The 26,654-nt window shown below is 67.1% G+C and carries 28 protein-coding genes; 14 read left to right on the top strand and 14 right to left on the bottom strand.

Annotated elements, in window-relative coordinates; translation table 11 throughout:
- The first annotated feature begins 43 nt into the window (after window positions 1–43).
- The gene (locus tag ATJ93_RS17545) at window positions 44–991 is read left to right on the top strand and encodes a mannonate dehydratase (RefSeq protein WP_211334080.1); all 948 of its coding nucleotides are present in this window, start codon (window positions 44–46) and stop codon (window positions 989–991) included.
- 23 nt (window positions 992–1,014) lie between these two features.
- On the opposite strand, the gene ATJ93_RS17540 is transcribed toward ATJ93_RS17545, so the two are convergent.
- Both ATJ93_RS17540 and upp read right to left on the bottom strand, forming a co-directional pair.
- Window positions 1,015–1,425, bottom strand: a complete 411-nt coding sequence (locus ATJ93_RS17540) for a cupin domain-containing protein (protein WP_120245938.1) — start codon at window positions 1,423–1,425, stop codon at window positions 1,015–1,017.
- 140 nt (window positions 1,426–1,565) lie between these two features.
- Window positions 1,566–2,243 carry a uracil phosphoribosyltransferase gene (gene upp / locus ATJ93_RS17535; protein ID WP_120245937.1) on the bottom strand — a complete coding sequence of 226 codons (678 nt, stop codon included), beginning with the start codon at window positions 2,241–2,243 and terminating at the stop codon, window positions 1,566–1,568.
- 332 nt (window positions 2,244–2,575) lie between these two features.
- On the opposite strand from upp, the gene ATJ93_RS24110 reads away from it, so the two are divergent.
- Window positions 2,576–3,340, top strand: coding sequence for a hypothetical protein (locus ATJ93_RS24110; RefSeq protein ID WP_245977640.1), 765 nt, complete (start codon window positions 2,576–2,578; stop codon window positions 3,338–3,340).
- Between the two features lie 128 nt (window positions 3,341–3,468).
- Window positions 3,469–4,242: a DUF5828 family protein gene (locus tag ATJ93_RS17525; RefSeq protein WP_120245936.1), complete on the top strand. Its 774-nt coding sequence runs from the start codon at window positions 3,469–3,471 to the stop codon at window positions 4,240–4,242.
- Between the two features lie 165 nt (window positions 4,243–4,407).
- Here ATJ93_RS17525 and ATJ93_RS17520 read toward each other — a convergent pair whose 3' ends face one another.
- The 4 genes from ATJ93_RS17520 to ATJ93_RS17505 all read right to left on the bottom strand — a co-directional run bounded on the left by ATJ93_RS17520 (window position 4,408) and on the right by ATJ93_RS17505 (window position 8,242).
- Entirely contained in the window at window positions 4,408–5,523 is a 1,116-nt protein-coding gene (locus ATJ93_RS17520; RefSeq protein ID WP_120245935.1) for an amino acid ABC transporter permease, read from the bottom strand.
- A 21-nt stretch (window positions 5,524–5,544) separates the two neighbouring features.
- Window positions 5,545–6,273 (bottom strand): amino acid ABC transporter ATP-binding protein, encoded by a 729-nt coding sequence (locus ATJ93_RS17515; RefSeq protein ID WP_120246050.1) that lies wholly within the window; start codon window positions 6,271–6,273, stop codon window positions 5,545–5,547.
- Between the two features lie 131 nt (window positions 6,274–6,404).
- Window positions 6,405–7,307 carry an amino acid ABC transporter permease gene (locus ATJ93_RS17510; RefSeq protein ID WP_120245934.1) on the bottom strand — a complete coding sequence of 301 codons (903 nt, stop codon included), beginning with the start codon at window positions 7,305–7,307 and terminating at the stop codon, window positions 6,405–6,407.
- An 11-nt stretch (window positions 7,308–7,318) separates the two neighbouring features.
- A complete protein-coding gene (locus ATJ93_RS17505; RefSeq protein ID WP_120245933.1) occupies window positions 7,319–8,242 on the bottom strand; it encodes a transporter substrate-binding domain-containing protein in 924 nt (307 codons plus the stop codon).
- A 186-nt stretch (window positions 8,243–8,428) separates the two neighbouring features.
- Between ATJ93_RS17505 and ATJ93_RS17500 the strand changes: the two genes are divergently transcribed.
- Both ATJ93_RS17500 and ATJ93_RS17495 read left to right on the top strand, forming a co-directional pair.
- Window positions 8,429–9,622, top strand: coding sequence for an inorganic phosphate transporter (locus tag ATJ93_RS17500; protein ID WP_120245932.1), 1,194 nt, complete (start codon window positions 8,429–8,431; stop codon window positions 9,620–9,622).
- Window positions 9,623–9,712: 90 nt separating this feature from the next.
- The gene (locus tag ATJ93_RS17495; RefSeq protein WP_120245931.1) at window positions 9,713–10,447 is read left to right on the top strand and encodes a hypothetical protein; all 735 of its coding nucleotides are present in this window, start codon (window positions 9,713–9,715) and stop codon (window positions 10,445–10,447) included.
- A 62-nt stretch (window positions 10,448–10,509) separates the two neighbouring features.
- Here the strand turns inward: ATJ93_RS17495 and ATJ93_RS17490 are convergent, their stop codons facing one another.
- Entirely contained in the window at window positions 10,510–11,952 is a 1,443-nt protein-coding gene (locus ATJ93_RS17490; protein WP_120245930.1) for a hemolysin family protein, read from the bottom strand.
- 110 nt (window positions 11,953–12,062) lie between these two features.
- Between ATJ93_RS17490 and ATJ93_RS17485 the strand changes: the two genes are divergently transcribed.
- From ATJ93_RS17485 to ATJ93_RS17475, 3 genes are all read left to right on the top strand, one after another.
- Window positions 12,063–12,374, top strand: a complete 312-nt coding sequence (locus ATJ93_RS17485; RefSeq protein ID WP_120245929.1) for a glutaredoxin family protein — start codon at window positions 12,063–12,065, stop codon at window positions 12,372–12,374.
- Entirely contained in the window at window positions 12,374–12,883 is a 510-nt protein-coding gene (locus tag ATJ93_RS17480; RefSeq protein ID WP_120245928.1) for a redoxin domain-containing protein, read from the top strand. Before ATJ93_RS17485 ends, ATJ93_RS17480 begins: the two co-directional genes overlap by 1 nt.
- A gap of 102 nt (window positions 12,884–12,985) precedes the next feature.
- Window positions 12,986–13,636: an L-threonylcarbamoyladenylate synthase gene (locus ATJ93_RS17475; RefSeq protein WP_245977638.1), complete on the top strand. Its 651-nt coding sequence runs from the start codon at window positions 12,986–12,988 to the stop codon at window positions 13,634–13,636.
- A 132-nt stretch (window positions 13,637–13,768) separates the two neighbouring features.
- On the opposite strand, the gene ATJ93_RS17470 is transcribed toward ATJ93_RS17475, so the two are convergent.
- The 4 genes from ATJ93_RS17470 to serB all read right to left on the bottom strand — a co-directional run bounded on the left by ATJ93_RS17470 (window position 13,769) and on the right by serB (window position 17,608).
- Window positions 13,769–14,113, bottom strand: coding sequence for a hypothetical protein (locus ATJ93_RS17470; RefSeq protein ID WP_120245927.1), 345 nt, complete (start codon window positions 14,111–14,113; stop codon window positions 13,769–13,771).
- A gap of 175 nt (window positions 14,114–14,288) precedes the next feature.
- Window positions 14,289–15,863 carry an amidohydrolase family protein gene (locus tag ATJ93_RS17465; RefSeq protein ID WP_120245926.1) on the bottom strand — a complete coding sequence of 525 codons (1,575 nt, stop codon included), beginning with the start codon at window positions 15,861–15,863 and terminating at the stop codon, window positions 14,289–14,291.
- Window positions 15,864–16,090: 227 nt separating this feature from the next.
- The gene (locus tag ATJ93_RS17460; protein WP_120245925.1) at window positions 16,091–16,852 is read right to left on the bottom strand and encodes a helix-turn-helix domain-containing protein; all 762 of its coding nucleotides are present in this window, start codon (window positions 16,850–16,852) and stop codon (window positions 16,091–16,093) included.
- Between the two features lie 108 nt (window positions 16,853–16,960).
- Window positions 16,961–17,608, bottom strand: coding sequence for a phosphoserine phosphatase SerB (gene serB / locus ATJ93_RS17455; protein ID WP_120245924.1), 648 nt, complete (start codon window positions 17,606–17,608; stop codon window positions 16,961–16,963).
- A 157-nt stretch (window positions 17,609–17,765) separates the two neighbouring features.
- Here serB and ATJ93_RS17450 point away from each other — a divergent pair, with 157 nt between their 5' ends.
- A complete protein-coding gene (locus ATJ93_RS17450; protein ID WP_120245923.1) occupies window positions 17,766–19,394 on the top strand; it encodes a PAS domain S-box protein in 1,629 nt (542 codons plus the stop codon).
- Window positions 19,395–19,649: 255 nt separating this feature from the next.
- Window positions 19,650–21,236: a phosphoglycerate dehydrogenase gene (gene serA / locus ATJ93_RS17440; RefSeq protein WP_120245921.1), complete on the top strand. Its 1,587-nt coding sequence runs from the start codon at window positions 19,650–19,652 to the stop codon at window positions 21,234–21,236.
- 128 nt (window positions 21,237–21,364) lie between these two features.
- Here serA and ATJ93_RS17435 read toward each other — a convergent pair whose 3' ends face one another.
- A complete protein-coding gene (locus tag ATJ93_RS17435; protein WP_120245920.1) occupies window positions 21,365–22,315 on the bottom strand; it encodes a hypothetical protein in 951 nt (316 codons plus the stop codon).
- A 165-nt stretch (window positions 22,316–22,480) separates the two neighbouring features.
- Window positions 22,481–23,503: an SGNH/GDSL hydrolase family protein gene (locus ATJ93_RS17430; RefSeq protein WP_120245919.1), complete on the bottom strand. Its 1,023-nt coding sequence runs from the start codon at window positions 23,501–23,503 to the stop codon at window positions 22,481–22,483.
- Window positions 23,504–23,677: 174 nt separating this feature from the next.
- On the opposite strand from ATJ93_RS17430, the gene hisI reads away from it, so the two are divergent.
- Together hisI and ATJ93_RS17420 are read left to right on the top strand one after the other, a co-directional pair.
- Window positions 23,678–24,055 carry a phosphoribosyl-AMP cyclohydrolase gene (hisI, locus tag ATJ93_RS17425; protein WP_120245918.1) on the top strand — a complete coding sequence of 126 codons (378 nt, stop codon included), beginning with the start codon at window positions 23,678–23,680 and terminating at the stop codon, window positions 24,053–24,055.
- A gap of 6 nt (window positions 24,056–24,061) precedes the next feature.
- Complete coding sequence (locus tag ATJ93_RS17420; RefSeq protein WP_120246048.1) at window positions 24,062–25,249, top strand: DUF7118 family protein; 1,188 nt, start codon at window positions 24,062–24,064, stop codon at window positions 25,247–25,249.
- 57 nt (window positions 25,250–25,306) lie between these two features.
- Here the strand turns inward: ATJ93_RS17420 and ATJ93_RS17415 are convergent, their stop codons facing one another.
- Entirely contained in the window at window positions 25,307–25,507 is a 201-nt protein-coding gene (locus ATJ93_RS17415) for a hypothetical protein (protein ID WP_120245917.1), read from the bottom strand.
- 137 nt (window positions 25,508–25,644) lie between these two features.
- Here ATJ93_RS17415 and ATJ93_RS17410 point away from each other — a divergent pair, with 137 nt between their 5' ends.
- Window positions 25,645–26,058, top strand: coding sequence for a universal stress protein (locus tag ATJ93_RS17410; RefSeq protein WP_120245916.1), 414 nt, complete (start codon window positions 25,645–25,647; stop codon window positions 26,056–26,058).
- 69 nt (window positions 26,059–26,127) lie between these two features.
- Entirely contained in the window at window positions 26,128–26,637 is a 510-nt protein-coding gene (locus ATJ93_RS17405) for an HPP family protein (protein WP_120245915.1), read from the top strand.
- The last annotated feature ends 17 nt before the right edge of the window (window positions 26,638–26,654 follow it).

Genomic DNA, 26,654 nt, shown 5'->3' with positions numbered 1-26,654 from the left:
TTCCGAAACACCGATACCCCCGGGACATGAGGAACCGCGTAATATGGATCCGACCGTGATGTTGCCCCCGAAACCGGACGAACGGTGGACGATGGCCAAGCAGCTCGGCATCGACACCGCCGTCGTCCGCTTCTGGGGCGTCGACGAGAAGTGGTGGGAGTACGACACGCTCATGCAGACCCGCAACCGGTTCGCCGACCACGGCTTCTCGCTCGACGTCGTCGAGGATCGGCCGCCGATGAACGCCACCGTCCTCGGCGAGGAGGGCCGCGACGAGGAGATCGAGACGGTAAAGACGCTGATCGAAAACATGGGTCGGCTCGGCATCGACACCTACTGCTGGGTCTGGACCGAGAACCCGGTGGGCGTCATCCGCACCTCCGACTCGGTGCCCGGTCGCGGCGACTCCCAGCGGATCGCCTTCGACAACGAGTGGATGGAGCGCGCCCCGGACCACCCCGCCGCCGAAATCACGGAAGCGGAACTCTGGGAGAATCTCGAGTACTTCCTCGAGGAAGTCGTTCCCGTCGCGGAGGAGTACGGCGTCAACCTGGCGCTGCACCCCGACGACCCGCCGCGCTCCCCCGTCCGAGGCGTCCCGCGCATCGTCAAATCAGTCGCGGACTACCGCCGCATCCTCGACCTCCACGACAGCCCGCGCCACGGCGTCACCTTCTGTCAAGGCAACTTCGCGGCGATGGAGACCGACACCATCGAGGCGATCCGCGAGTTCGGCGAGCGCATCCACTTCGTCCACTTCCGCGACGTCGAGGGCGACGGCGACTCCTTCGTCGAAACCTGGCACGACGAGGGGCCGACCGACATGCGCGCGGCGATCGACGCCTACCGGGAGGTCGGCTTCGACGGCCCGATCCGGCCCGACCACGTCCCGCGGATGATCGGCGAGGACGACCGCGAGGACGCGATGTCCGGCTACACCGACATGGGCCGGCTGTTCGCGATCGGCTACATCAAGGGCCTGCTCGAGTAGCCGACTCGCTGCTCCGCAGGCGATTACGAATCGTCCGGGTCGTACGCCACGGCGTCGTCCGGCACCGGCGGCGCGCCGACGGCGATGACTTCGACCGCGTCGTCAGCGTCGTCCGGATTGTACGCGCGGTGGGGCGACTCGGGTTTCGCCGTGAAGACCGATCCTTCGGGGACTGAAAACTCCCGGTCAGGCGTCTCGACCTGCAGCGTTCCCGAGAGGACGATGAAGGCCTCCTCCTGGGTCTCGTGGTAGTGGTACGCCAACGGGAGTTGCTCGCCCGGTTCGGCGCAGAACCGGTTGATCGCGAGGTTCTCCAGTCCGGTCGCCTCGCTGAGCCGCCGCAGATCGCAGGGCCGACCCTCGACCGACTCGAGGTCGTCCGGATCGACGACCGCGTACGCGTCGTCCCCGTCTGTCTCCGTGTTCGTCACCATACCACTCGATTCGGACCGATCGGTAAAAAGGCGGGTGCTCGAGCGGCCGGGACGAGCGATGCTCGCGGCTCGCTCCGACGCTCGCTCGAGTAGCGGTGGACGAAGCCGGAACCGAACACTGCCGCGGCGTGAGAAGCGGATCAGGTCGTTCGGAACGCTCGGTCGCCGGCGTCGCCCAGTCCCGGCACGATGAACCCGTCGTCGTCGAGGTAGTCGTCGATCGAGACCGTCAGCAGATCCGCTTCGGGAAACTCCTCGTCGACGCGGAGCAGTCCCTCGGGCGCCGAAACGGCCGAGAGGACGATCAGGTTCTCCGGTTCGACGGCGTTGCTGGTGACGTGATCGAGGACGGTACACATCGTCGAGCCGGTTGCGAGCATCGGGTCCGCGATGATGACCGTGTCGTCCTCGGTGATCTCGGGGAGTTTCACGTAGTCGACCGAGATCGGGAACGAGCCGTCCTCGTCTCGACCGGCCTCTTCATCGCGGCTCGCGCTGATGACGCCCTGCCGGGCGCGCGGGAAGGCCTTCAGCAGCCCCTCGACGAACGGCGTCGCTGCGCGGAGGACGTTGATGATGACCACGTCGTCGAGCCCGCGGACGCGCTCGCCCATGGTCTGCTCGAGGGGCGTCTCGATCTCGACGTACTCCGTCTCCATGCGGCCGTCGATGATCTCGTAGCCGCAGATGCGGCCGAGTTTGACCAGGCCCTTCCGGAAGCTGACCTGCTCGGTTTCGACGTCTCGAAGCCGCGAGAGCGTGTCCTTCGCCAGTGCGTGGGTGATCAGATAGGCGTCGTCCCGATCTTCGATCGGCATACCAGTACAGCCTCCCGCCGGATAGTTTACGGTATCGATCAGCCGCCGGTATGTCCACCGTTCGCGCGATTTCGCGCCGACCGCGCCGCGTTCGGCCGGCTCGAGGCGCTCGCTCGCTCCAGCACGGTACTGCCGTTCGGCGAAAGAGCGAGTTACGATCGCCTAAGAATCGATTACGATCGCGGGATCGGATCGGTAGCAGATTCGACCCTCGCGAGCCACCGATTTCGGGGGCGGGCACCGGGGACGGAAAACGGGGATTTGTCGTTCGAACCGGGCGAAACGGTGGTCCCGGTTTAATCGACGAATCGGCGAAGGCGGTCTCGAGGACAATGACGCACCAGCCACCGCAGCGACAGCCCCACGAACGGTCCGAGTACGAGGCGATGAACGAGCAGTCCGGGCAGATGCAGCAGGGAGGCGGCGCACAGATGACGGGCACGCAGCCGGGCGCGCGATCGGAGCGACAGCCGGGCATGCAGTCGGGGACCCAACAGATGAGAACGACCGGCACGAGCGGACAGTCGTCCCAGATGGAGCCGGGAATGCAGGAGACGGGCGGGCAGATTGGAAGCCAGGGAATGCAACCGCAGTCCCAGCCGCAGATGCAGATCCAGCAGCAGCCACAGGCCCAAACCCAAATGCAGCCCCAAACCGGCGGCGCGCGCTCGTTCGAAGATCACCTAACGAACGAACTGCGCATCGCCCTCGAGGACTTCACGGAGCTATCCCACGTCGCCGGCTGGTGCGCGAAGGAGTGTGCGGGGATGGGCCCGCAGATGCAAACGTGTGCGCGTATCTGCCAGGATATCGCCGAAATAGCCGAACTCAACGAGAAGATGCTCGCGCGCGACTCGATGTTCGGCCCCGAACTCGCGGAGACGTTCATCCGCGTTGCGACCGAGGGGCTGCCGGAGATCCGCCAGTACAGCCAGCAACACTCCCACATCGCGGAGACGGTCGCGACGATCGAGCGGACGATGAACTCCTGTGAAACGGTGCTGAGGATAGTCGGCCAGCAGGGACAGCTGGAGCCGATGACTCGGCAGGAGCGGATGGGACAGCAGGGCCAGCACGGCCAGATGACCCAGATGTAGACGAAACCGCTGCGAGCAGGACGTTACTGTCGGTTCTGCCGGCCACCGCGTGGGCCGCACCGACCCCCGCAGATTTCGAGACGGCGGAGAAGTTTATACCGACGCGCACCTATTACCCGGTCAGCCGAATGGAAGAGAGCATCTCGGGATTCAAAGTTCGCGGTGACTGGGGAGACGTCGTCGAGCACGGCGAACGTATCACCCGCGCGCTCCATGACGCGGGCGTCCACGACCCCGACGAGGATATCGTCAGCGTCGACGACACCGAGCCCGACGGCTCCGACGACCGCGACGAGGAACAACTCGCCGACGCCTTCGAGGAGTGGGAAGAGTGGCGGCCCAAGGCCCACGAAACCCTCGAGGTCGACGTGAGCGAGAAGACCGCCGACCAGGCAAGCGTCGAAGAGGGCAAGGGCGAGAAGGCCGGCAAAGGCCCCGACGAGGACATCAAGACGGCCGGCGAGAAGCTGTCGGAGTCCTACGAGCAACTCGAGGACGACGACGCCGAGGCCGCGGTCGACAACTGGAAGGAGTCGATCGATTACGTCGCGCGCGCGGCCGACTCGGCCAGCCGCAAGGCCCTGCGTCGGGTCGAGGACACGGTTTACCAAAACGTGATGACCCAGTTGGCGCCGTACTACTTCGACAACGAACTGATCAGCGCGAACATCCAGCAGTCGGCCCGCGGCGGGAACGGCGACGAGCAGTTCGTGTTCGAAGTCAACATCAACGACGACGGCCTGAAGGCCGACGTCTCGGATCGTCTCGCCGAGTTCGACGACGAGATCGACCGCTGGCACGTCGACGTCGAGAAGGACACCGACGCAGCGGAGGCGATCGAGGGCGCGGAGCCGCCCCCGGAACCCGATGAGGACTCGGGGTCGAAGTCGACGACGAACTGAGTCGAGAAGCGCCGTCGGACCGCCTGTTTCTCACCGTGATTTACTCCGACGGAGCGCTCGAGCAGCCGCTGGGTTGCTGAGCGTGAACTGTGCGTCGCCACATCGACTGGGAAACGACGCGCCGCAGAACGGACGAGCGCGAGTGAACCGGACGGACAGACGGACTTACGCCCCGGATCGCTCGGGCGTCTCGGTGCCGGGGTCGGTGTCCTCGTCGGAGGGCGCGTCAGCCGCAGCCTCGTCGCCCGTCGCCTGTTGGCGACCCTCCACTTGACCGATACCGGGGACCGCCACGTAGCGCTCGACGCGGTCCATCACGTTCGTCGCCGAGAGGACGATCCCGAGGTAGACGATCGCGAGCAGCACGTAGATCGGCGTGTACTCGAACGTCGAGGACGCGATCCGGCTGGCGCGGTAGTAGAGTTCGGGCACCGTGATAAAGCCCGCCAGCGAGGAGTACTTGATCAGGTAGACCAGTTCGTTCGTCCACGCCGGAATCGCGTACCGCAGCGTCTGGGGGAGCACGACGTAGCGGATCCCCTCGAGTTTCGAGAGGCCGATCGCCCGCGCGGCGGTCAGTTGGCCCTCGTCGACGCTCTCTAAGGCACCGCGGATGTACTCGGCCTGGTAGGCCGAGCCGTTGATCGTAAAGCCGACGATGGCGATCCAGAACGCGTACTCCGGAACGAATCCGCGGCCGATGACGCTGATATCGTTGAGCCAGACCGCCAACGGCAGTCCGTAGTAGAGGACGAACAGTTGGGCCAGCAGCGGCGTCCCGCGGATCAGTTCGGTGTAGGCGAGCGCGAGCCAGCGCAGCGGGCCGCCGTAGACGCGGAGCACGGCGACCGGCACCGCGATACAGAAGCCGAGCGCGATGGCCGCGATCGTGAGGAGGATCGTGTACCACGCGCCCGACGCCAGCGCGGGCGCGATGTCGATCGCTAACGCGGCGCCGTCGAACAGGCTCGCGATCCAGTCCGTCGGAATGGCGACCGGCCCGAGAGGCAGGGCCACCTGCTTGCCCTCGAATACCGCTGCGACGGATTCGAGCGGGGCTGACGGGAGGAACGGTTCGCCGGCGCCGGGACCGATTCCCCATCGGCCGAGCGTCCAGTCGTACAGCCAGCGGGTGACGAGCCAGCCCCAGAAGAGCACGAACCCGAGGCTCGCGAGCGACCGCTCCCCGCTCGCGATCGAGGCGAGGAACCGGTCGAGGGCGATCGAGGGCGTGGACTGAGATCCGGACCCGGACCCGGACCCGGGTTTCGCGCCGCTCATCAGAGTACCGCCTCCGTTCGATCACTCATGGCGGATGCTCTGGAAGAACTGTGCGGTTCGCTCGCGGTCCGGGTCCTCGAACAGCTTGTCCGGCGGGCCGCGCTCGACGATCTGCCCGTCCGAGAGGAAGGTGATGTTCGTCGCGCCACCGCGCGCGAAGCGCATCTCGTGGGTGACGACGACCATCGTCATCCCGCCCTCGACGAGTTCGTCCATGACCTCGAGCACCTCGTTGCTCAGTTCGGGGTCTAAGGCGCTGGTCGGCTCGTCGAACAGCATGACCTCGGGGTCCATCGCGAGCGCGCGGGCGATCCCGACGCGCTGTTTCTGGCCGCCCGAGAGCTGGGCCGGGTAGGAGTCAGCCTGATCCGCGAGGCCGACGCGCTCGAGTTCGGCGTCGGCCCGCTTCCGGGCTTCGTCCTTCGGGATCCCCTTGACCTTGCGGAGGCCGAGGGTGATGTTCTGACGGGCGGTGAGGTGGGCAAAGAGGTTGATGTCCTGGAACACCATCCCGATCTGCTGGCGGATCTCGTTCGGGTCGGTGTCGGGTGCCGTCACCTCCGTGTCGCCGAGGTAGATGTGCCCGCTGTCGACCGGCGTGAGCAGATTCAGACACCGCAGCAGCGTCGACTTCCCGCTACCGCTGGGGCCGACCAGCACCTCGACGTCGCCGCGCTCGACCGCGAGATCGATGCCCTGCAGGACCTCCTCGTTGCCGTAGGACTTGTGGAGGTCCTCGATTCGCAACAGCGGGTCGCCGGTCCCAGCCCGGGGCCTCGAGCCCGAGTCCGTTCGGGCACTGGCCGTGCCGTCGGCCGGGTCTGCGGTCGATGCGTCGGTCTCGGTACGTCGGTCGTCCGTATCAGTAGGGTGATGGTCGCTCACGACGATTCACCTGGAATTGCGAAGCGGTTGCTCACGAAGTCGAGCGTCCGGTTGGTCGTAAAGGTCAGTACGAAGTAGACCAGGCTGATGAACAGGATCACCTCGAGGACGGCGGTCGTCTGCTGGGTGAACAGGTCCTGACTGCGCTTGAGTAGCTCCCCGAGCCCGATCGCGAAGGCGATCGACGTGTCCTTCAGCACGATGGTAAACTCGTTCTGGAAGCCGGGCACGCTGCGACGCAGCGCCTGCGGAACGATCACGTGACGGATCGCCTCGAGGCGGCTCATGCCGATCGAGCGGGCGGCCTCCATCTGGCCTTCGTCGATGCTCTGTAAGGCGCCCCGGAAGATCTGGGACTGGTAGGCGGCGCTCCGGAAGCCGAGCGCGAGCGTGGCCGCCAGGAAGGCGTCCGGCACGTCCGTCGGCGCGGTAAACGGCGTCGGCCCGAGGACGAAATCGATCGCCCCGAGCGTCCGCTCGAGCGCGACGAGGACGATATCGATCGGCAACACGAAGTACGTCAACAGCATGATGACGAGGATCGGCGTCCCGCGCAACAGGACGCCGGCCTTCCGGACGAACGACTGCGAGTAGCCGTCGCCGTAGACCTCGATCGCGCCGGCCGGAAAACCCGCGAGAAAGCCCAGCAGCAGGCTGGTCAGCGTTAGGGCGATCGTGATCACCGTGCCCCACAGCATGTAGTCCGCGTTGCGGTAGACGAACGCCCAGTCCTCACCGAGGCGGCGGGCGACCTGCTCCTCGGTTACCAAGAGCGGGTCGACGGAGAGCGCCTGTAGCGGCTGGGACTGCAGCGGTAGCTGGAGGTGTCCCTGTCCCTGAACCGCCTCGAGCGGGAGCGTCGACGCCTCGACGAGCGGTACGACGGGATCTATGGGCATAGCCGGTCAGCTTACTCCTCGGAGTCGGTTCCGTCGCTATCGAACCACGTCTGGGTGATCTCGTCGTACTCGCCGGACTCGCGGACGGCGGCGATACCCTCGCTGAGGGCCGCCTCGAGGTCGTCGGCGTCCTGCTGGACACCGAAGCCGTACTCCTCGCCGGTTTCGAACGTGAAGGCGACCTCGACGTCGCGGTTGTCGGCGAACGTCGCACCGACGGGTTCGTCGATGACGATCGCGTCGAGCAGCCCGCGCTCGAGTTCTTGGACGGCGTAGACGTAGTTGTCGTAGGAGGTGTACTGATCGTCGGAGATCAGTCCCTCGGCGATCAACTGTTCCTGGACGACCGTTTCGCCGGTCGTCCCCGACTGGGCGCCGACCTCGCGATCTTCGAGGTCCTCGAGGGCCTCCGGCGCGAAGTCGCCGCCCGACTGGACGAGCACCGACTGGTTCGCGCTGTAGTAGGGCTCGGTGAAGGCGATCGACTGCTGGCGGTCCTCGGTGATCGTCATCGCCGCCGCGATCACGTCGATGTTGCCGTTCTCGAGGGCCGGAATCAGCGAGTCGAACTCGTACTCGTTCCACTCGGCCAGTTCGTACTCGGTCTCGTCGACGACCGCCTCGAGGAGGTCGATGTCGAAGCCGACGAGTTCGCCGTCGCGGGTCATCTCGAACGGCTCGAAGCCGGGCGCCGTGCCGGCGACGATCTGCATGTCGCTGGAGCCGTCGGAGCCGTCGCTCTCGTCGGTGTCGTTGTCGGAGCCGTTACCGTTTCCGCTCCCGTTGCCGCCATCGCCGTTCCCGTTGCCGCTCTCGTCGCCGTTGCCGTTCCCGGCGTCCTCGAGACAGCCGGCGAGGCCGGTCACGGTGACGCCTGCGGTTCCGGTCAGTTTCAAGTACGTGCGTCGATCGAACTGCTCAGTCTCGTCCACCATTGCTCTATGTAATACTACCGAGGAGGTGGTTTAGGTGTTAAGATTCGATACCGTCGTTTCTGCCCGATCATCCCGAAAAACCGGGGTGGTGACCTGAATCGTCACCTTTCAGTGACACGATTCGACCCGCTTCGCGCGCCTCGAGGTCGGCACACACTTGTAGGATCGACAAATAGAACCCCGTAGATGGTCGAACCCGCGACGATTGCGACGTTTCTGGTAGCCGCAGTCGCCAGTCTATTTATGGCCTGGGCGATCGGCGCCGGCTCGAGCGGTTCGACGCCGTTCGCGCCGGCAGTCGGGGCCAACGCGATTTCGGTGATGCGGGCCGGCTTTCTGGTCGGGCTGCTCGGTTTCGTCGGGGCAGTGTTACAGGGAGCGAACGTCTCCGAGGCGGTCGGCGCCGAGCTTATTCAGGGCGTGACGCTGTCCCCGCCGGCCGCGACGATCGCGCTGACGATCGCGGCCGCGCTGGTCGCGATCGGCGTCTTCGCGGGGTATCCGATCGCGACCGCCTTCACGGTGACCGGCGCGGTCATCGGCGTCGGACTCGCGATGGGCGGCGCGCCGGCGTGGGCGAAGTACACCGAAATCGCCGCGCTGTGGATCCTGACGCCGTTCGTCGGCGGCGGCCTCGCGTACGGGATCGCGCGCGTGCTCCGCGCCGAACCTGTCGACGAATCGTATCTGATCATGGCGCTGGCGGCGTTCGTCGGCGTCCTCGTCGCTAACATCGAGTTTGCGATCCTCGAGCCCGGCCAGGCCGGGGGCGACTCGATCGCCGGCGCGACGGCCGACCTGCTCCCCGGCTCGGCGCTCGTCGGCGCCGCCGCGGTGACGGTCGTGATCGCGGCGCTGTGGGCGGGCGTCATCGCGCTCGACCTCCGCGGGGGCCTCGAGCGCGGCGAGCGCCACTTCCTGCTGGTGCTCGGCGGACTGGTCGCGTTCTCCGCGGGCGGCAGTCAGGTCGGGCTGGCCGTCGGGCCGCTCATTCCGCTGTCGGGCGACGTCGGGTTGCCGCTCCCCGCGCTCCTCGTGGGCGGCGGATTCGGACTCCTGCTTGGCTCGTGGACCGGCGCGCCGCGGATGATCAAGGCGATCTCGCAGGACTACTCCTCGCTGGGGCCGCGCCGATCGATCGCCGCGCTCATCCCCTCCTTCATGATCGCCCAGACCGCTGTCCTGTTCGGCATTCCGGTCTCGTTCAACGAGATCATCGTCAGCGCGATCATCGGGAGCGGCTACGCGGCCGCCGGCGCGGGCGGCGGCGTCAGCGGCCGCAAGATGGCCTACACCGTCCTCGCGTGGATCGGGTCGCTGGCCGGGTCGATCATCGTGTCCTACGCCGGGTTCGCCGCCGCCGATATGCTCCTGCTGTAGGGCGCCGGTGGTCGTCGTCCGGCCCGCGACTACCGGGGGTACGTGTGCGCGGACCGAACGGTCTTTACCTGCGCGCTGGCGACTTCCGATATGGACGTGGACGCGGACGCCCCCGCTGATCCGGACGACTTGCTTCAGTGGCGACGCGACGCCACGACGTCGCGCGCGATCCGACTCCTGTGGTCGCTCGGCGTCGGCACCTTCTTCGCCGTCATCACGATTATCGTCTTCTGGCGGCTCTACGACCTCACCGGACAGATCGGCGGACAATCCATCGTCGTCGCGCTGTTCGCGGCGATTCTCGTAACGATCTTCGCGCTCGTTGTGAGCGATAATACGGGCAGTCACCTCGAGCGACTCCCGTTCTCGACCCCGTCGGGGCCGGCCCTCCAGCGGGCGGCCGACGCCGCACTGGGTGCGATCGCGATGGGTGCGATCATCGTGACCCTGATGGGCATCGGTCGGTACGTCTCGCAGAACAACCTACTGGGCGACCTCGGCGCGGGACCGTTTACGGGGCTGGCGGCGCTGACGATTCCGCTCGCGCTCGGCGCGCTCGTGTGTTCGTCGTTCCTCGAGTCGGTCGGCGCGTTCGACCCCGACGAGGGCGTGATCTACCTCTACGAACCCGAGCAGGCGATCGATCTCTCGGTGATTCGGACCGTCTCCACGCGACCGGTCGGCGACGCCGTCGTCGTGACGCTCGACTACGCCCAGCCGGGCGGGCAGTACGTCGCCGGGCCGCGACGGATCGTCGTGCCGCCGGCGATCGCCGCCGAGATCGAATCGTACGTCGAGCGGAACTCGAGCGCGCCCGAGGCCTGACGAGCGCGGCCGCGCGTCTATTTCGTTGCGTCAACTCGGCTGCGAGAACTGCGATCGGACCGCTACTCGACCGTACTGTCCGTCACGTCGCCGGTATCGGCGTTGCCGTTCGACGACTCGCTCGCCTCCGCCGGGTCCCCATCCGCCCCCGGTTCGGCTCGCTCCTGCTCGAGTTTCGTCAGCCGAGCCATCATGATCCGCGTGTTTTCGACGTCCTCGACGGTGATCCGGACGCCGTCGTAGGTGATCTCCTCACCCTCTTCGACCAGTCGGCCCGCGCGGTTGAAGATGAAGCCGGCGATGGTCTCGAACTCCTCGCCCTCGGGGAGGTCGATCTCGAGGGCCTCGTTGACGTCCTCGATGTTGACCTCGCCGCGAACGAGGACCGTGCGGTCGTCGATCTCCTCGATCGGCTGTTCCTCGCCGCCCTCCAAGATCTCGCCGATGATCTCCTCGACCATGTCCTCCATCGTCACCAGCCCCTCGGTGGTGCCGAACTCGTCGATGACGATGGCCATGTGCATCCGGTTTTCCCGCATTTCGGTCAGGAGTTCGTCGACGTTCTTCGACTCGGGGACGTGCAGCGTCGGCTGGATGAGGTCCGCGAGCTCGAGGTCGCCGTCGTTGGTCTCGCCGTAGTTGAGATCGCGCACGAGGTCGCGGATGTGGACGACGCCCATCACGTTGTCGAGGCTGCCCTCGTAGACGGGGATACGGGCGTGGCCGCTCTGGATACAGGTCTCGATGGCCTCGTCGATGCTGGCGTCCTTCGGGACCGCGGTCATGTCCAGCCGCGGGGTCATGACCTCCTTGACGATCGTATTGTTGAATCGGAAGATGCGCTGGAGCATCTCGTGTTCCTCCTCCTCCAGGACGCCCTCGCGCTCGCCGGACTCGATCATCTCCTGGATCTCGTCGCGGGTGACGTAGGGGGACTCGATCGAGCCGGTCGAACCGATGAGTCGGTTGACCTGCCGGGTGAGGTAGTCGAAGACGATAATCAGCGGATAGAGGAAGTACTCCGTGGCTTTCAGCGGCTTCGAGATGCGGATCGACCACGTTTCCGTGTTCTCGACCGCGTAGGACTTGGGGACGCTCTCGCCGAACAACAACACGAGCGCGGTGATCCCGAACGTGGCCAGCAACACGCCGACCAGACCGCCGAAGTGCATCGAGAGGATCGCCGTCGCGATCGAGGACATCGCGATGTTGACGATGTTGTTGCCGACCAGAATCGTCACGAGGAGCCGGTGGGGATCGTCCTTCAGATCCCTGACGAGGGACGCACCCTCGACGCCGTCCTCGACCATTCCCTCGATGCGGTGTTTCGGCAGGTTGAACATCGCGATCTCAGAGGAGGAGAAGAATCCCGAGAGCGCGATGAGCACGGCGACTGCGATCGTCCCGACGATCGTCACCGTCGACTCGTCGAGCGCGAGTCGAACGTCCACGATCGGGACATCGTAGACGGCTAGCACGGCCTCGAGCAGCGGAGACAACGCCATTGATGGTGTGCATTGGAACCCTATCGGTTAACCGTTTACCATTTCCGGGTTCGCCCGCGTCGATCACCGGCGACGACACGTTTACGCCGCTTGTGGCCGAACGGCCGCACATGTCGAGCACCAGTGCTCCCACCACCGCGAGCGACGACCCGCCGATCACGTTCTATCGGCTGCAGGGCTGCCCGTACTGCGAGCGCGTCGCCCGCCTGCTGAACGAGTTCGACCTCGAGTACCAGTCGCGGTTCGTCGAACCGATGCACTCCGACCGGAACGTCGTCAAGCGCGTCGCCGGCGTCCGGACGGTGCCGGTCGTCGTCGACGAGAACACCGGCATCACGATGGCGGAAAGCGCGAATATCGTGGAGTACCTCGAGTCGACCTACGGCGACGGCGCGACCGCAACCGACGGGGGTGAGGTCTGATGCCCGACTTCGAGGTCGTCGATCTCGGCCCCGCGGACAACCCCGAGGCCGGCGACGAGGCGCCCGACTTCACCCGGCCGCTGGTCACCGACGAGTACTGGGAGAACCGCAGCCTCTCGGAGTTGGTCGCCGAACACGGCCGCACAATCGTCGTCTTTACGCCGATGACCGGGTCGTTCCTCGCGAAGTACGTCTGGGACGAACTCGCCGAGCGCGGCTGGGACGAGAAGGCCCACGTCGTCGGCGTTACGGCGTCGACCCCCTACGGCGTCAAGCGATTCCTCGAGGACAACGAGTATCCGTTCACCGTCTTCGCCGATCCGGCCGCCGACGTCGCCCGCGACTACGGCATCGACCACGACCTCGACGGGATGGCAGGCATCACCGAGCCCCGACCCGCCGTCTTCGCCGTCGGCGAGGACCTGACCGTCGAGGACGCCTGGGTCGGGACCGACTGGCCCGACTTCCCCGACTACGACGACCTCGAGGAGCGGTTCGGCCTCGAGTGATCCGCGGGTAGCGGCGATCCGAGCGCTGCGCGGGGCTTATTCTGCCGTTTCGCGGCACCGCGTGACGGTACGCTTTTGGCCGCACCGACGCGAGTACCGCGTATGAACGCCGACGAATCCGGTTTCGAGTTCGACTTCGACGGCGACCCCGACATCGACGCTGAGACGCTCGAGCGCGCAGGCGAAGCGATCCGCGAGGGTGGCCTCGTCGTCTACCCGACCGAGACGGTCTACGGCCTCGCTGCCGACGCGCTCGATGCCGACGCCGTCGAGCGCGTCTTCGAGGTGAAAGGCCGGGATCGCTCGAAACCCGTCTCCTTGGCGGTGCCGACGTTCGAGACGGCGATTGAAGCGGGATACATCGAGGCGACTGAGCGCGAACGCGCGTTCGCCGCGGAGTTCCTGCCGGGACCCGTCACGGTCCTCTGCGAGCGCCGGGAGGTCGTCCCGGACGTGCTGACCGCGGGCGGCGAACAGGTCGGCATCCGCGTGCCCGACTGCGAACCCGCCATGGCCTTGCTCGCGGCCGCCGAGCGCCCGATCACGTCGACCAGCGCCAACGTCAGCGGCGAGCCCAGCGCCCGCACGGTCGCGGAGATCGGCCGGCAGGTGCGAGACGAAGCCGTCGTCCTCGACGGCGGCGAGACGCAGGGCACCGAGAGCACCGTCGTCGATCTCTCGACGGGGACGATCCACCGCCGCGGCGCGCTGGCCGACGAGATCGAGGCGTGGCTCGAGGAGACGGCGGAATAGCGCGTCGAAGCGACACTGCGACGGGTCGAGGCTCGAGGTCGGTGGGTGAGGAAGAGTAGGAAGCGAGAGAGGGAGAGGAAAGCGAGCGAAGCGGCGGCGGAGAACCGCAGACGGCGAGCGACGGGAGTCGGATTATTCGGAGTAGTACTGTTCGGCGGCGACGGTGTGCTCGGAGCGACGGCGGTCGAACCAGCGCGAGAGGTCGTGGGCGAAGAGCGCGACCGAGGTCCGGAACTGGTGGGACGCCGGCGAGCGGAACAGGGCGATCAGCGACCACATCGTCCCCGCGGCGAACGCGCCGGCGGCGGAGAAGGTCATCCCGAGGGTGAAGAAGGTCGTCGCGTAGACGTACCCGATGCCCATCGAGGGGATGCTGGTCCCGAGGGGGACGTTCGCGTTCGCGTTTCGGAGGGTCGGTGCGAGGAAGACGATCGAGAGGCCGCTTCCGAGCATGAAGACGAGATCTTGCCACATCATCAAAACTACTTACTCGGTCACGAGTTAATAACTCGCTCGGTATTGAAATGGGTAATTAGGCCTGATTGTCGCCGATTTCGGAGGGTTCGGTGAGCGATCCGGATCGGCTGGGACGGCCGGCGAATAACCTGCTATTACATCGGGTTACCACGCCGGACCGTCGGGTAGTTCTCGATTAGGAGTCGTGCTGTCCCCAGCCGCGTCCCCGTCCACGATCGCGACCTCGACCGCGGGTTCCGACGGACTCCGCCAGCGTCTCGAGGCCGCTTTCCTCGAGGATGCGGCGGCCGGAGCGGACGAGCTGGTGGCGCCGGCGCTCGGCGGCCGGGTTGATGAGGTCGCCGTCGTACTTGACGAGGGTCCCGTCGACGATCACCGTATCGACGGTCTCGATGCCGGACTGGAAGACGATCGTTTCGACCGGATCGTGGGCCGGCGTCGTGGTGATGTCGTCCGTCTCGAAGAGCACGACGTCCGCCCGCTTGCCAGGGGTCAGCGAACCGACCTGGTCCTCGAGGCCGAGCGCGCGAGCGCCCTCGATCGTCGCGAACTCGAGGGCCTGCCGCGCGGTCAGCGAGAGGTCGGCGACCTGCTCGCCGGCTTCGACGGTCGGCTGGTTGTCGAGCGCGCGCTGGGTCTGCAGCGCCGTGCGGGTCTGGGCGAACATGTCGCCGCTGACGTTCGAGACGATGTCGACGCCGAGCGACGGGATCGCGCCGGCGTCGAGCGTCTGGCGGAGCGCCGGCATCCCCATCCCCATCTGCATCTCGACTTCCGGCGTGACCGAGACCGAGCCGCCGGAGTCGCCGACGAGTTCGAACTCCCGCTCGGTGAGCCGGTTGGCGTGGACGTAGTTCAGGTCGTCGCCGAGCAGCCCGAGTTCCTCGAGGGTCTCGACCCCGCCGGGGCCGAGCGAGCCGATGTGCATGGACGCGGGAATCCCGAGTTCGCGCGCGAGTTCGATGTCCTGCGTCACGACCTCGTCCGTCGAGTAGTCGGGGCCGCGGATGCCCATCGCCAGCGTCAGCAGACCGTCGTTGGCCGGTAACCGCTCCCGGTGGAGCCGGCGGATATCGTCGGGGTGGGGCTCCGTACTCTGCTCCCACCACGTCGCGCTGTCGTCCCCCGGCGGGCCGTGCGCGAAGACGGCGCGGACGCCGGCGTCCTCGAGGCCGTCGATCGCCCGGTCGGTGTGGTCGGGCGAGTTGGCGATGTGGAACCAGTCGAGGATCGTCGTCGCGCCGGCGTTGAGCTGCTCGAGCGCGCCGAAGAGGTTGCCCAGGTAGGCGTCCTCGGGCTCGTAGTGGCCGCTGATCTCCCCGAGCATCGTCTCGAGGTACTCCATGAACGACCAGTCGCCGGCGACCCCGCGGACGCCGGCCTGCCAGGTGTGCAGGTGGGCGTTGACGAACCCGGGCGCGACGATGGCGTCGCCGGCGTCGATCGTCGCCGCAGCGGGTGCATCGATGTTGCCGTCGATGCGCTCGATTTGCCCGTTTTCGACGAGCAAATCCGCGTTCTCGAGGATCCCGAGGTCGGGGTCGACGGTGACGATCGTCCCGTTCGTGATCAGCAGGCGGTCACCCGCGCCGTTCCCGCGGGCGTTGCCCTTGTTTGTCCCGCTCTTCTCCCTTTCGTCAGCGCTGCCGACGGAAGCGAACGACAGGCCCGCCAGCGCGCCGGCGCCGAGGCCGAGGTAGTTGCGTCGCGAGACGCCGGACTCGTCCGTCGATCGGTCGTCAGTTGACATGATCTGACTCGAGTTACCGTACCGGCTGCATCGGAATGGAGATTGGTTCGGCACATTCCAACTCGTTCCGGAGGGGTATCACGTTCGGTAACGTTCGGCAATAGCGTGCTCAGCGGGCGGTTTAGCGACGTCGGTAGTTACCGGGGCATCAGACTAGCAGTCGAAAACGAGCGATCGGGTGCGATGACGGATGGGCCTCGAGATCGGCAGCCCTCGCCCTCGAGCCGTCAGTCGTCGCTCGCCGACGTCATCGCCTGCACCACGGGATCGCCGGTGTCGGTCGAGACGAAGGTCTCGGCGAGCCACGCTTCCGCACGGGTCAGTCGGTACTGCAGCGTCGAGGTCGGGATGTCCTCGGCCTCGGCGATCTCCTGGATCGACATCCGGCGCGGCGTCTCGTAGTAGCCGTGCTCGACGGCCAACTCGAGGGCCTCGCGCTGTTTGTAGGGCAGTTCGGCGCCCCCGGCGTGGTCGTCGGGCCACTCCGTCTCGCCGGTGACGCGCTCGAACTCGAGGGAGAGGCCGTCCCGGAGATTGGCGTCGAGTTCCTCGTACACGGGACGGACCGCGGCGTCGTCTTCGGCGAGGATCCGCCACTTGTACTCGTGGCCGTGCTGTTCGGCGCGACAGAGTGCGCCGTCGCCGAGGTGTTTCGCGGCGAGGTACGGGACGGAGCGACAGCCCTCGCCCTCCGACTGGCGCGAGTAGATGAGCCGTCGTGTCGGTCGTTCGGCGAGGGTCTCGTAGTGCCAGTCGATCGGACAGCCGCCCATGCCGCGCAGGCTGGAACACCGCGAGAGGTCCGCGAGGCGGTCGTCGTAGACCGATAGCGCCTCGGCAGGGCCGGTCACCTCGTCCAGTCGCCACATCGTGTCCGTCGTCGCGTGACAGGAGATCGTCCGCGCGTACAGTCCGGGGTGCTCGATGAAGACGTCCATCAGATGGTCCGCACCCCGCTCGTAGGTGATCGTAAAAGCGAACTCGCGCATACGAGAGGTATCGGCGAGCGAACCAATGAACGCACCGTTGGCATATCCCAACGTCGGTCGGTATCCGAGAGAAAAAGCCCAGTAGAACGCGAGAGCGGCCGGAGAGCGTTAGTCCTCGAGCACGCCGTCCGCGACGAGTTCCTCGCGGGCGTCGGCCATCGAGGTGACGACGACGTCGCAGTGGGGCTCGACCGCTGGCTTCGGGTCGAAGCCGATCGCGAGGCCGGCGACCTTGAGCATCGGGAGATCGTTCGCGCCGTCACCGACCGCGACGGTGTCCTCAAGGGCGACGCCGACGTCGTCCGCCAGGTCCTCGAGGGCGTCGTCCTTGGTGCCCTCGATCAGCGGCCCCTCGACCGCGCCGGTCAGTTCGGTTTCGTCGGCGTTCATCGGCAGGCGGTTCGAGACGATGTGGTCGACGGAGACGCCCTCGCGCTCGAGGGCTGCGGCGACGCCCCGTTCGAAGCCGCCGGTGAGGATGGCCGTCGTGACGCCGGCCGCGTTCAGCTCGGCGATCAGGTCGGCCGCGCCCTCGCGGAGGACGACCTCGTCGAAGGCCGCTTCGGCCTCCTCGGCGGCGAGGCCCTCGAGCAGGGCCGCGCGCTCGCGGAGGCTCTCGGCGTAGCCGATCTCGTCGTTCATCGCGCGTTCCGTGATCTCGGCCATATCCTCGGCGACCCCGCAGCGCTGCCCGAGCAGGACCGTCATCTCGGAGTCCGAAAGCGTTCCGTCGAAGTCGAAAGCGACGACTGTCATCGACCGCCGATTGTGCGGCCCGGAATAAACCAGTTCAGGTTTCTCGTTCGCGCCCGACTCGCGACGGCGAGGGGAGTACGGACTCGAGAGAGGGAGAGAGCGAGAGACGGAGACGACAGTTCGACCCCGCGACGAGTCGACCTGAAGCCACAAGTATATGACTGCTGCAGGGAGTACTTCCTGCGTGACTGACGACGGGGTACCACCATCCGCCGAACAGCCTGCGGCCGACTCCCTCGAGTCGCCGCCGTCGCCGTTCGACGCGGGCGATTTCTTCCGACAGCTCGTAGCGAACACCTCCGAAGGACTGCTGACCATCGACGAACACAGCCGAATCCTCTTTGCGAATCCGGCTATCGAGGAGATCCTCGGCTACGAGCCCGCCGAACTCATCGGGGAGTCGAAGATGGTGCTCATCCCCGAGCGGCTCCGCCCGGCTCACGCCGCCGGCCTCGAGAAGTACCTCCGGACGGGCGAGAAGCACATCGACTGGGGCGGCATCGAACTCCCGGCGTTGCACAAGGACGGCCACGAAGTGCCGGTGCTGGTGAGCCTCCGCGAGCACAGCTACGAGGGCCAGCGGATCTTCACCGGCCTCTTCCGGGACATCTCCGACCGGAAGGAGCGCCAACGGCGGTTCGAGGCGGTTTTCAACAACACGTACCAGCTAACCGGTCTCCTCGAGCCCGACGGGACGATCCTCGAGGTCAACCGGACGGCCCTGGAGTTCGCCGGCGTCGAGCGCGGGGAAGTCGTCGGGAACCCGCTGTGGGAGGCGCCCTGTTTCGCCGCGAACGAGGCGGGACGAACGGTCGCTCGGACGGGCGTCGACCGGGCCAGCGACGGCGATTTCTTCCGTGACGAGCTTCGGGTCCGGGGAGAAAACCGGACCGCCGTCATCGACTTCTCGATCCGGCCGATCGACCACGACGGCGGTGCGCCGCAACTGCTCGTCGTGGAAGGCCGGGACGTGACTGCCCTCAAGCGACGCGAGCGGCACCTGCAGGTTCTCCACCGGCTGCTCCGGCACAACCTGCGAAACGACCTCAACGCGATCCACGGCTTCGCGGAGTTGCTGCTGGAGGAACTCGAGTGCGAGGTCGACGGCGAGAGTGCAGACGGAGAGGCGGACGCAAACTCACCGCCCGTCGACCGTACAGACGATCTCTGTGCGTACGTCGCAGAGATCGCGGCGACCGCAACCGAACTGATCGAGACGAACGAAACCGCGAAGGAACTGGCCGCCGCGACTCTCGGCGGCGAGCAACCCCGCGAACCGGTCGTCCTCGAGGACGTCCTCGCCGAGGTCATTGCTGACCTCCGCGATCAATACCCTGAAAGCGTGATCTCGGTGACTGACCGCACCGAATCGGCGGGGCCGACGATCGCAGCCGCCGACTCCCGACTCCAGACGGTTCTCGAGGAGGTGATCGATAACGCCGTCCGCCACACCGACGAACGGCCGGAGATCGAGGTCGACGTGGCCACCGCCGAGACCGACATCGCAATCCGCGTCATCGACAACGGCCCCGGCATTCCGGAACCCGAGCGCACAGGGATCTTCAACGAGGAACCGATCACGCAACTCGACCACGGAAACGGCCTGGGCCTCTGGCTCGTCGGGCTGGTGCTCGAGGAGTACGGCGGCGACCTCGAGTACGAGTCGGGCGTCGACGGAACCGGCGGCGGCAGTTGCGTGACCATCCGCGTTCCGCGGGCGACGGACGACGAAGACGGATGGAACGGTGGCGATGACGGCCGCGAAGAGACGCGGACTCGAGACTGATCCGTACGGCTGGACCCGCCCGTTTCATCTCGAGATCCTGACTCGAGTACGACCCAGCGGCGGCGTCGGCGAGCGACCGCGAGCCGTCGCGTCGCCGGGTCGTTCGAAATCGCCCGACTCGCGGTCGGGTGCGCGACCCGCCGCCTGCGCGGAATTGTAACTCGGATCCGCATCAATACTGTCCGCTGCGAGGTAGTTTTTGCCAGTTGGGGACACAACGGAAGGGTTTACCTGCTCGACCTGATTGTCTCGCGCATGAAGGTTCTGGTCACGGACCCCATCGACGACGCGGGTCTGGACGCACTCCGAGACGCCGGCCACGAGGTCGAAACGGGCTACGAACTCGAGGGCGAGGACCTCCTCGAGGCGGTTTCCGACGCGCACGGGCTGATCGTCCGCTCGGGGACGGAAGTCACCGAGGAGGTCTTCGAGGCCGCCGACGAGTTAGTGATCGTCGGCCGCGCCGGCATCGGCGTCGACAACATCGACATCGACGCCGCGACCGACCACGGGGTCATCGTCGCGAACGCACCCGAGGGCAACGTCCGCGCGGCCGCGGAACACACCGTCGCGATGGCCTTCGCGACCGCCCGATCGATCCCGCAGGCCCACATCCGCCTCAAGGACGGCGAGTGGGCCAAAAGCGACTACCTCGGCGCCGAACTCAACGGCAAGACCCTGGGCGTCGTCGGCCTCGGCCGCGTCGGCCAGGAGGTCGCCAAGAAACTCGACTCGCTGGGTATGGACATCGTCGCCTACGACCCCTACATCAGCGAGGAACGCGCCCAGCGCATCGGCGCCGAACTCGTCGACCTCGAGGAGAGCCTGAAGCAGGCCGACTTCCTGACCGTCCACACCCCGCTGACGCCCGAAACTGAGGGGCTGATCAGCGAGGACGAACTCGACATGCTCGGCGACGGCTACCTCATCAACTGCGCCCGCGGCGGCGTCGTCGACGAGGACGCCCTCGCGGCGAAGGTCGAGGACGGCACGCTGGCCGGCGCCGCGCTGGACGTCTTCGCCGAGGAGCCCCTGTCCGCGGACTCTCCGCTGCTCGAGCACGACGAGATCATCGTCACGCCGCACCTCGGCGCCTCGACCGAGGCGGCCCAGGAGAACGTCGCGACCTCGACGGCCGAACAGGTCAACGCCGCGCTCGTCGGCGAACCCGTCGCGAACGCTCTAAACGCGCCCTCGATCGACGAGAGCGCCTTCCCGCGCGTCGAGCCCTACATCGACATCGCCGAGACCGCCGGCAAGGTCGCCGCCCAACTGCTCGAGGGCCGCATCGAGAACGTCGAAGTCACCTACGAGGGCGACATCGCCGACGAGGACGTCGAGTTCGTCACCGCCTCCGCCCTGAAGGGCGTCTTCGAACCGCTCGAGTGGCAGGTTAACGCGGTTAACGCGCCCCAGATCGCCGAAGACCGCGGCGTCGACGTCACCGAATCGAAAACGCGGCAGGCCGAGGACTTCCAGAGCCTGATCTCCGTCACGGTGAGCAACGACGACGACGCGGTCACCGTCGACGGAACGCTGTTCGCGGGCGACGACCCGCGCATCGTCCGCGTCGACGGCTACCGCGTCGACGCCATCCCGCACGGCAAGATGGTCGTCACGCGCAACACCGACGAACCCGGCGTCATCGGCCTCATCGGCTCGGTCATGGGCAAGCACGGCGTCAACATCGCCGGCATGTTCAACGCCCGCGAAGCCCACGGCGGCGAGGCCCTGACCGTCTACAACGTCGACAGCGAGGTCCCCGACGAGGCGAAGGCGGAGCTCAACGACGACGAGCGGATCATCGGCGTCAACTACATCACGCTGAACGGCCAGTCCTGATCGTCACGAGTTAACCGCGATAACGGGTCTCCGTCGATCTAACCCGATCGGATCGCGATTTTCCTGCGGCGTTTCGAGTCGACATCGAGTCGGGAGCGTCTCGACCGGGCCGTTTCAGTCGGGCCGTCTCACTCGGATTCGTTGCCCGCACCGGATCCGGCGGCACCGTCCCCGTACGCCGACTCGAGGTTCGGCGGCGCGCCGACGACCCGCGCGATCCGCCCGTCGATCGCCGAGGACTCGACGCCGCCGGAGATGTTCTCGAGTTCCGCCAGCACGTCCTCGGTCAGTGCGCTCTCGTCCTCGAAGAGGAACACCCACGTCATCGTCTCCGCGTCGGGTGATTCGCCCGAGACGCCCCAGAGGTAGATTTCCTCGACGGTGACGTCCTCGTCCGCGGGGCTGTCGTACTGCCCGGAGATCGTGTTCTCGTGGGGCAACTCCTCGAAGAGCCGCTGGAACTCGGGATCCTGCTCCGGCAGGCGTTCGCCGTCGCCGTAGCGGGCGTCGATCCGCTGCTCGTAGTCCCCGCCGACGACGAGGGCGTCGCGGCCGACGGCGATGGGCGGGCCGTCGCCGTCGTGCTCGACGACGCCGTACCCTCTGTAGCCGCCGGTCACCGTGAACGCGTCGGCGTCGGCGGCGTTCTCGACGATCGTCTCCGCGTCGAACGAACCGATGAAGACCTGGCTGAACGACTGGAACAGGTGGGCGTCGACGGTCGCGGGCGAAACACTGAGGAACGACGGCATGTTGGACCCGAAGTCCTCGGGGATCGTGCGGGTGTAATCGAATCGGCAGTTGCCGTCGGTGACCAACTCGCTGTCGACCAGCCACGCGTGCAGCGCCGGCACGTCCAGCTCCGGTGGCGTTTCGCCACCGACTGCGTCTGCGGGGTTGTCGATCCCGTCAGGCGATTCGTCACCGTCGCCATCGCCGGTATCGGCTTCGGCGTCGGTTCCGTTCTCCGTGCCGTTGCCCTCGTCTGCGGTCTCGTCGCTGTTCATACAGCCGGCGAGCCCGGCCGCCGCGAGCGCGACGACGCCGCGCCGTGTCAGTTTGGTCCGCGAGTCGCTCATACGTGCCGGGACCACGAGGGCACTGATAACGGCTGGCGACTGTCTCGCTGCGTGAGAGGTAATCGAGTCGTGACTGTAACGGATCGAATACCGTTCGAACCCGGTGACAGTCGAAGCGACGCACCGAGCGGGCCGCCCAGAATCGCTGCGTGATCGGCCGGCCCGTTACTCGAGTCGCGCCTCGAGGTGAGCGGCCAGTCCCTCGCCGATCGCTTCCATGCCGGTGTCGCCCGGGTGGAGCAGATCCGCGGCCAGGCCGGTGAAGTCCATCAACTCGGTCCCCTCGACCAGCGAGAGGTTCTCGTGCGGGGAGTCGGCGACGACCTCGCGCAGTGCGGCGCGGAAGTCGCCGGCCCGCCGGGCGTCACCGCCCTCGATGACGTCCGCGAAGTACGGGAACAGGGTCACGCACGCGATCGGTTTCTCGGGGTGGGCCGCCGCGATCCGGTTCACGAAGTAGTCGGCTCGCTCGCGGAACTGGTCGACGGTGAACCCGCGGTTCGCCATGTTCACCGAGAGCGCGAGCGTCGCCACGTCCCAGTCGTCGCGGCTCGCGAGGTAGTCGGCCATCGCCGGCTCGCAGTACGCGGAGCCCGAACAGCCGAAATTCAGCAGGTCGGCGTCGATTTCGCGGGCGACGTGACTGACGTAGTTCAGGTGCGGCGCCGAGGACGCGGCCCCCTCGGTGATCGAGGTGCCGTACGCGAGGTACCGCCGCTCGGGGAGTTCGGCGGTCGTCGGCGGCCGGCAGTCGCCCGCGACGTCGTGGACGGCGACCGACGGGGCGCGCTCGAAGCGAAGCCGACAGACCCGCGGGTCGAATCGGCCGGTGTCGACATCGGGACCGGCCTCGAGTTTCGCGAGTCGGTCGGGGACGCTGAACGCGTGCGTCGCGGGTTCGGGGCCGATTTCGAACGGCTGCCAGGGCCGGAACTCGCCCCAGAACGGCCATACTCGCGTTCGGTCGGCCGCGGAGAGCGTGACTTCGATCGCCGCTTCGTCGTGCTCGGGCACGAAGCGGAGTTCGCTGTTCGTCGGGCCGCGAACCCGTTCGCGGGCGCTGACGTTTAACGCCGCGCCCACCGATTCGGGAACGCGACAGAGTTGGTCGCCGTCCGCGGCCCACTCCGGAGCGGCGAGTTCGGCGACGTTGTGCAGCGACACGGCGGGATAGCGATCCCCGATCATCAATTATGGAGAGCATCGAATAGGGTCTACATGATTCTACTGGAGTTGGCTGCACTTCGACGCATCTGCGGCTGAACGGGGAGGTCACCACGACGCGTGATCGCCGCCGGCAGGAAGCGACCACGCGTTGATCGCGGCAAAAGACCTATCGCTCCGACGAACATCCACACGGACATGGACGACGCCGTTGCGGTCGATTTCGGCGAGGACGGACTCGTCCCCGCCGTCGCACAGGACGCCGAGACAGGCGAGGTGCTCATGCTCGCGTACGTCTCCCCGGAGGCCTTAGAGCGAACCCGCGAAACCGGCCGCGCGCACTACTACTCCCGCAGCCGGGACGAACTCTGGGAGAAGGGCGCGACGAGCGGCCACGGACAGACGATCGAGGAGATCCGCGTCGACTGCGACGCCGACACCATCCTCTATCTCGTCGAGCAGGCGGGCGGCGCCTGCCACACCGGCCACCGGTCGTGTTTCTACCGGACGATCGAGGGCGAGAACGTCGGGGAGCAGGTGTTCGACCCCGATGCGGTCTACGATGACCACGAGTAACGGATGATGAGCGACCGCGACGGGTCTCACCGCACCGGCGACGCCGTCGGTGCCGGTGAACCGACGACCGACGCGACGCCGCTCGAGGCGCTCGAGGCGGCTCGCGAGCGGTTCGACCACGCACAGCAACGCATCGAGGACCGCGGCGCGGACACCGTCGAGACGGCCGCCGACGCCTACCGCTCGGCGACGAAACTCCTCGAGGACTACGTCGACCGCGCGACGGGAACCGGCCAGGAGAACTTCAAGGCCTACGTCGAACTCGAGGGCCAGTTCGCCACGCTCGTCGAAAACTTGCCGGAGGACCTCCCCGCTCGCGGCGCCTTCGAGGACGCGTTAGACGCCATCGACAAGCGCCGGCTCAGCGAGTCCGACTTCGAGCGCGCCCGTGAGGCCCTCGAGCCGGCGGCGACGTTCGCCGACCTGCTCGACGAGCGCGAGGCCGCCCGCGAGGCCCTCGCTGCGGCGCGGAAAGACGCCGCCAAGCGCCGCCGCGATATCGGCGACGAGATCGCGTCCAAGGAGCGGCTGCTCGAGTTGGGCGACGCGGACCTCGACGCGCCGGTCGAGCGCCTCCGCGAGCCGATCGAGACCTACAACGACGCGGTTCAGGAGGCGTTCGCGCAGTACCGTCAGGAAGCGTCGGTTCGCGAGGTGTTCGCCCTGCTCGAGCGGAGCCGGTGGTACCCGTTCGTCGAGTACCACCAGCCACCCGAGGATCTGCAGGAGTACGTCGACACCAGCGCCGACGGCGAGTACACGATCCCCGAACTGCTCGAGTACGCCGACTACTCGCGGTCGAAACTCGAACACTACGTCGCGGACGCGGACCGGCTCAAGCGCCGCGTCGCGACCCAGCGAACCTTCCTCGATGGAATCGACGCCGAACCGCTGACGATCGACTGGCCGCCGGGGCCGGCGGGCGTCCTCCGCCGCCGGACGCGGGAGTACCGACCGTTCGTCGAGCGCGTCGCGGACGAAGACACCGTCGCTGCCCTTCGGGACGTTCGGGCGTTGCTGACCGATCCCGATATCGACTACGCGCGGCTCCAAACTGCGGCGCAGGCGGTCGTCCAGCTAACACCCGAAGAACGCGAGCGGTTGGCCGACGGCCGCGTCGCGGCCGAACTCGAGGCGCTCCGCGAGGAAAAGCGGGCGCTCGAAGCGGCGCTCGAGGTCGACGATCCGGTGTAGTCCGGACCGGCGCTCGCGAGACGGGAATCCGGTCGGGTGCGGGTGCAGGTGTGGTGGTCACTGCTCTTCCGCGTTCGGATCGGGAAGCAACAGCCAGACGAGCGCGAAAACGGCGATCGCGACGAGCGGGCCGAGAAACACAATCGCCGGGAGGAACGTCACGTACGCCAGCATACGAACGTGATCCGACCAGTGGGTCTCGGTGTCGGCATCGGCGGTACTCGAACTCGAATCGGGTGTGGGGCCGGTGTCGGTCATCGGTCGTGGGTAGCGGGCGGTCGAACGGGTCGTTTCGGCCAGTTCGGGTGCGGTTTTCTTAAATCCAGCAACTAGATCGCACCGGGAACGGTTCGGTCACCCCGATCACTTTCCGAATCGCGCTCGAAAGGCGGTGTATGACCCGTCACTTGCTCGTCCCGATGGACGACTCCGAAACCGCCCGCGCAGCCCTCGAGCACGCGCTCTCGATCCACCCGGACGACGAGATCACGGTCGTCCACGCCGTCGACGACCTCGAGGCGGGCTACGGCGGCGGTCCGGAGCTAACCGACGCCGACGGCAACGGCGGGGCCGAGCCCGCCCTCTTCGAGGACGTCCGCTCGATCGCCGACGATCACGGGCGGTCCGTCGAAGCGACCGTCATCGGCGGCGAGTCGCCGGAGGCGATCCTCGAGTTCGCCGAGGAGCGCGGCGTCGACCAGATCGTCATGGGGAGCGAAGGCCGCTCGGGCGTCTCCCGAATGTTGCTGGGCAGTGTCGCGGAGACCGTGACGCGGCAGGCGACCGTTCCGGTGACGATCGTTCCGTAGCGATCGGCGGAGCGGCCGGACTCGAGGGTGAAACGCCGAGGTTTTCACGTCGAGCGACAAGGGGCCGGTATGGACGACCGGACGGGGACGACGCTCCACACCGGCCTGCTCATCTCGACGACGGCCGCGCTGGCGTGGCTCACCGGGCTGCCGATGCTGTTTCCGAGCCTCGGCCCCTCCGCGTTCGTACTCGCGCTCTTTCAGGACAGCGAGGCCGCGTCGCCCCGCCGGGTGATCGGCGGCCACGCGATCGGCGTCGCCGCCGGCCTGCTCGCCTATCACCTGCTCGGGGCCGGCGTCTCGATGACGACGGCGACCGATCCCGGCTCGCTCGCGGGGTTGCGCCTCGCCGCCAGCGGCGTCGTCGCGACGACCCTGACCGCCGGCGGCATGCTCGCGACCGACACCCGCCACCCGCCCGCCTGCGCGACGACCCTGATCGTCTCGCTCGGCCTGCTCTCTGCGCCGCTCGAGGGTGCGCTGATCGTCTGTACGGTCGTCGTCCTCGTGATCGCGCACCGGATCCTGCTCGCGACCGAGCGGGTCGGCGCGCGGTACGGGAGCGAGTTGCGGTCTTGACGAGGCCAACGCGCCAG

The sequence above is a fragment of the Halopiger aswanensis genome (assembly GCF_003610195.1).
GTDB classification, from domain to species: Archaea; Halobacteriota; Halobacteria; order Halobacteriales; family Natrialbaceae; genus Halopiger; species Halopiger aswanensis.
Note: the sequence above shows the minus strand (reverse complement) of the source record. Positions and strands in the feature narration are given on the sequence as shown.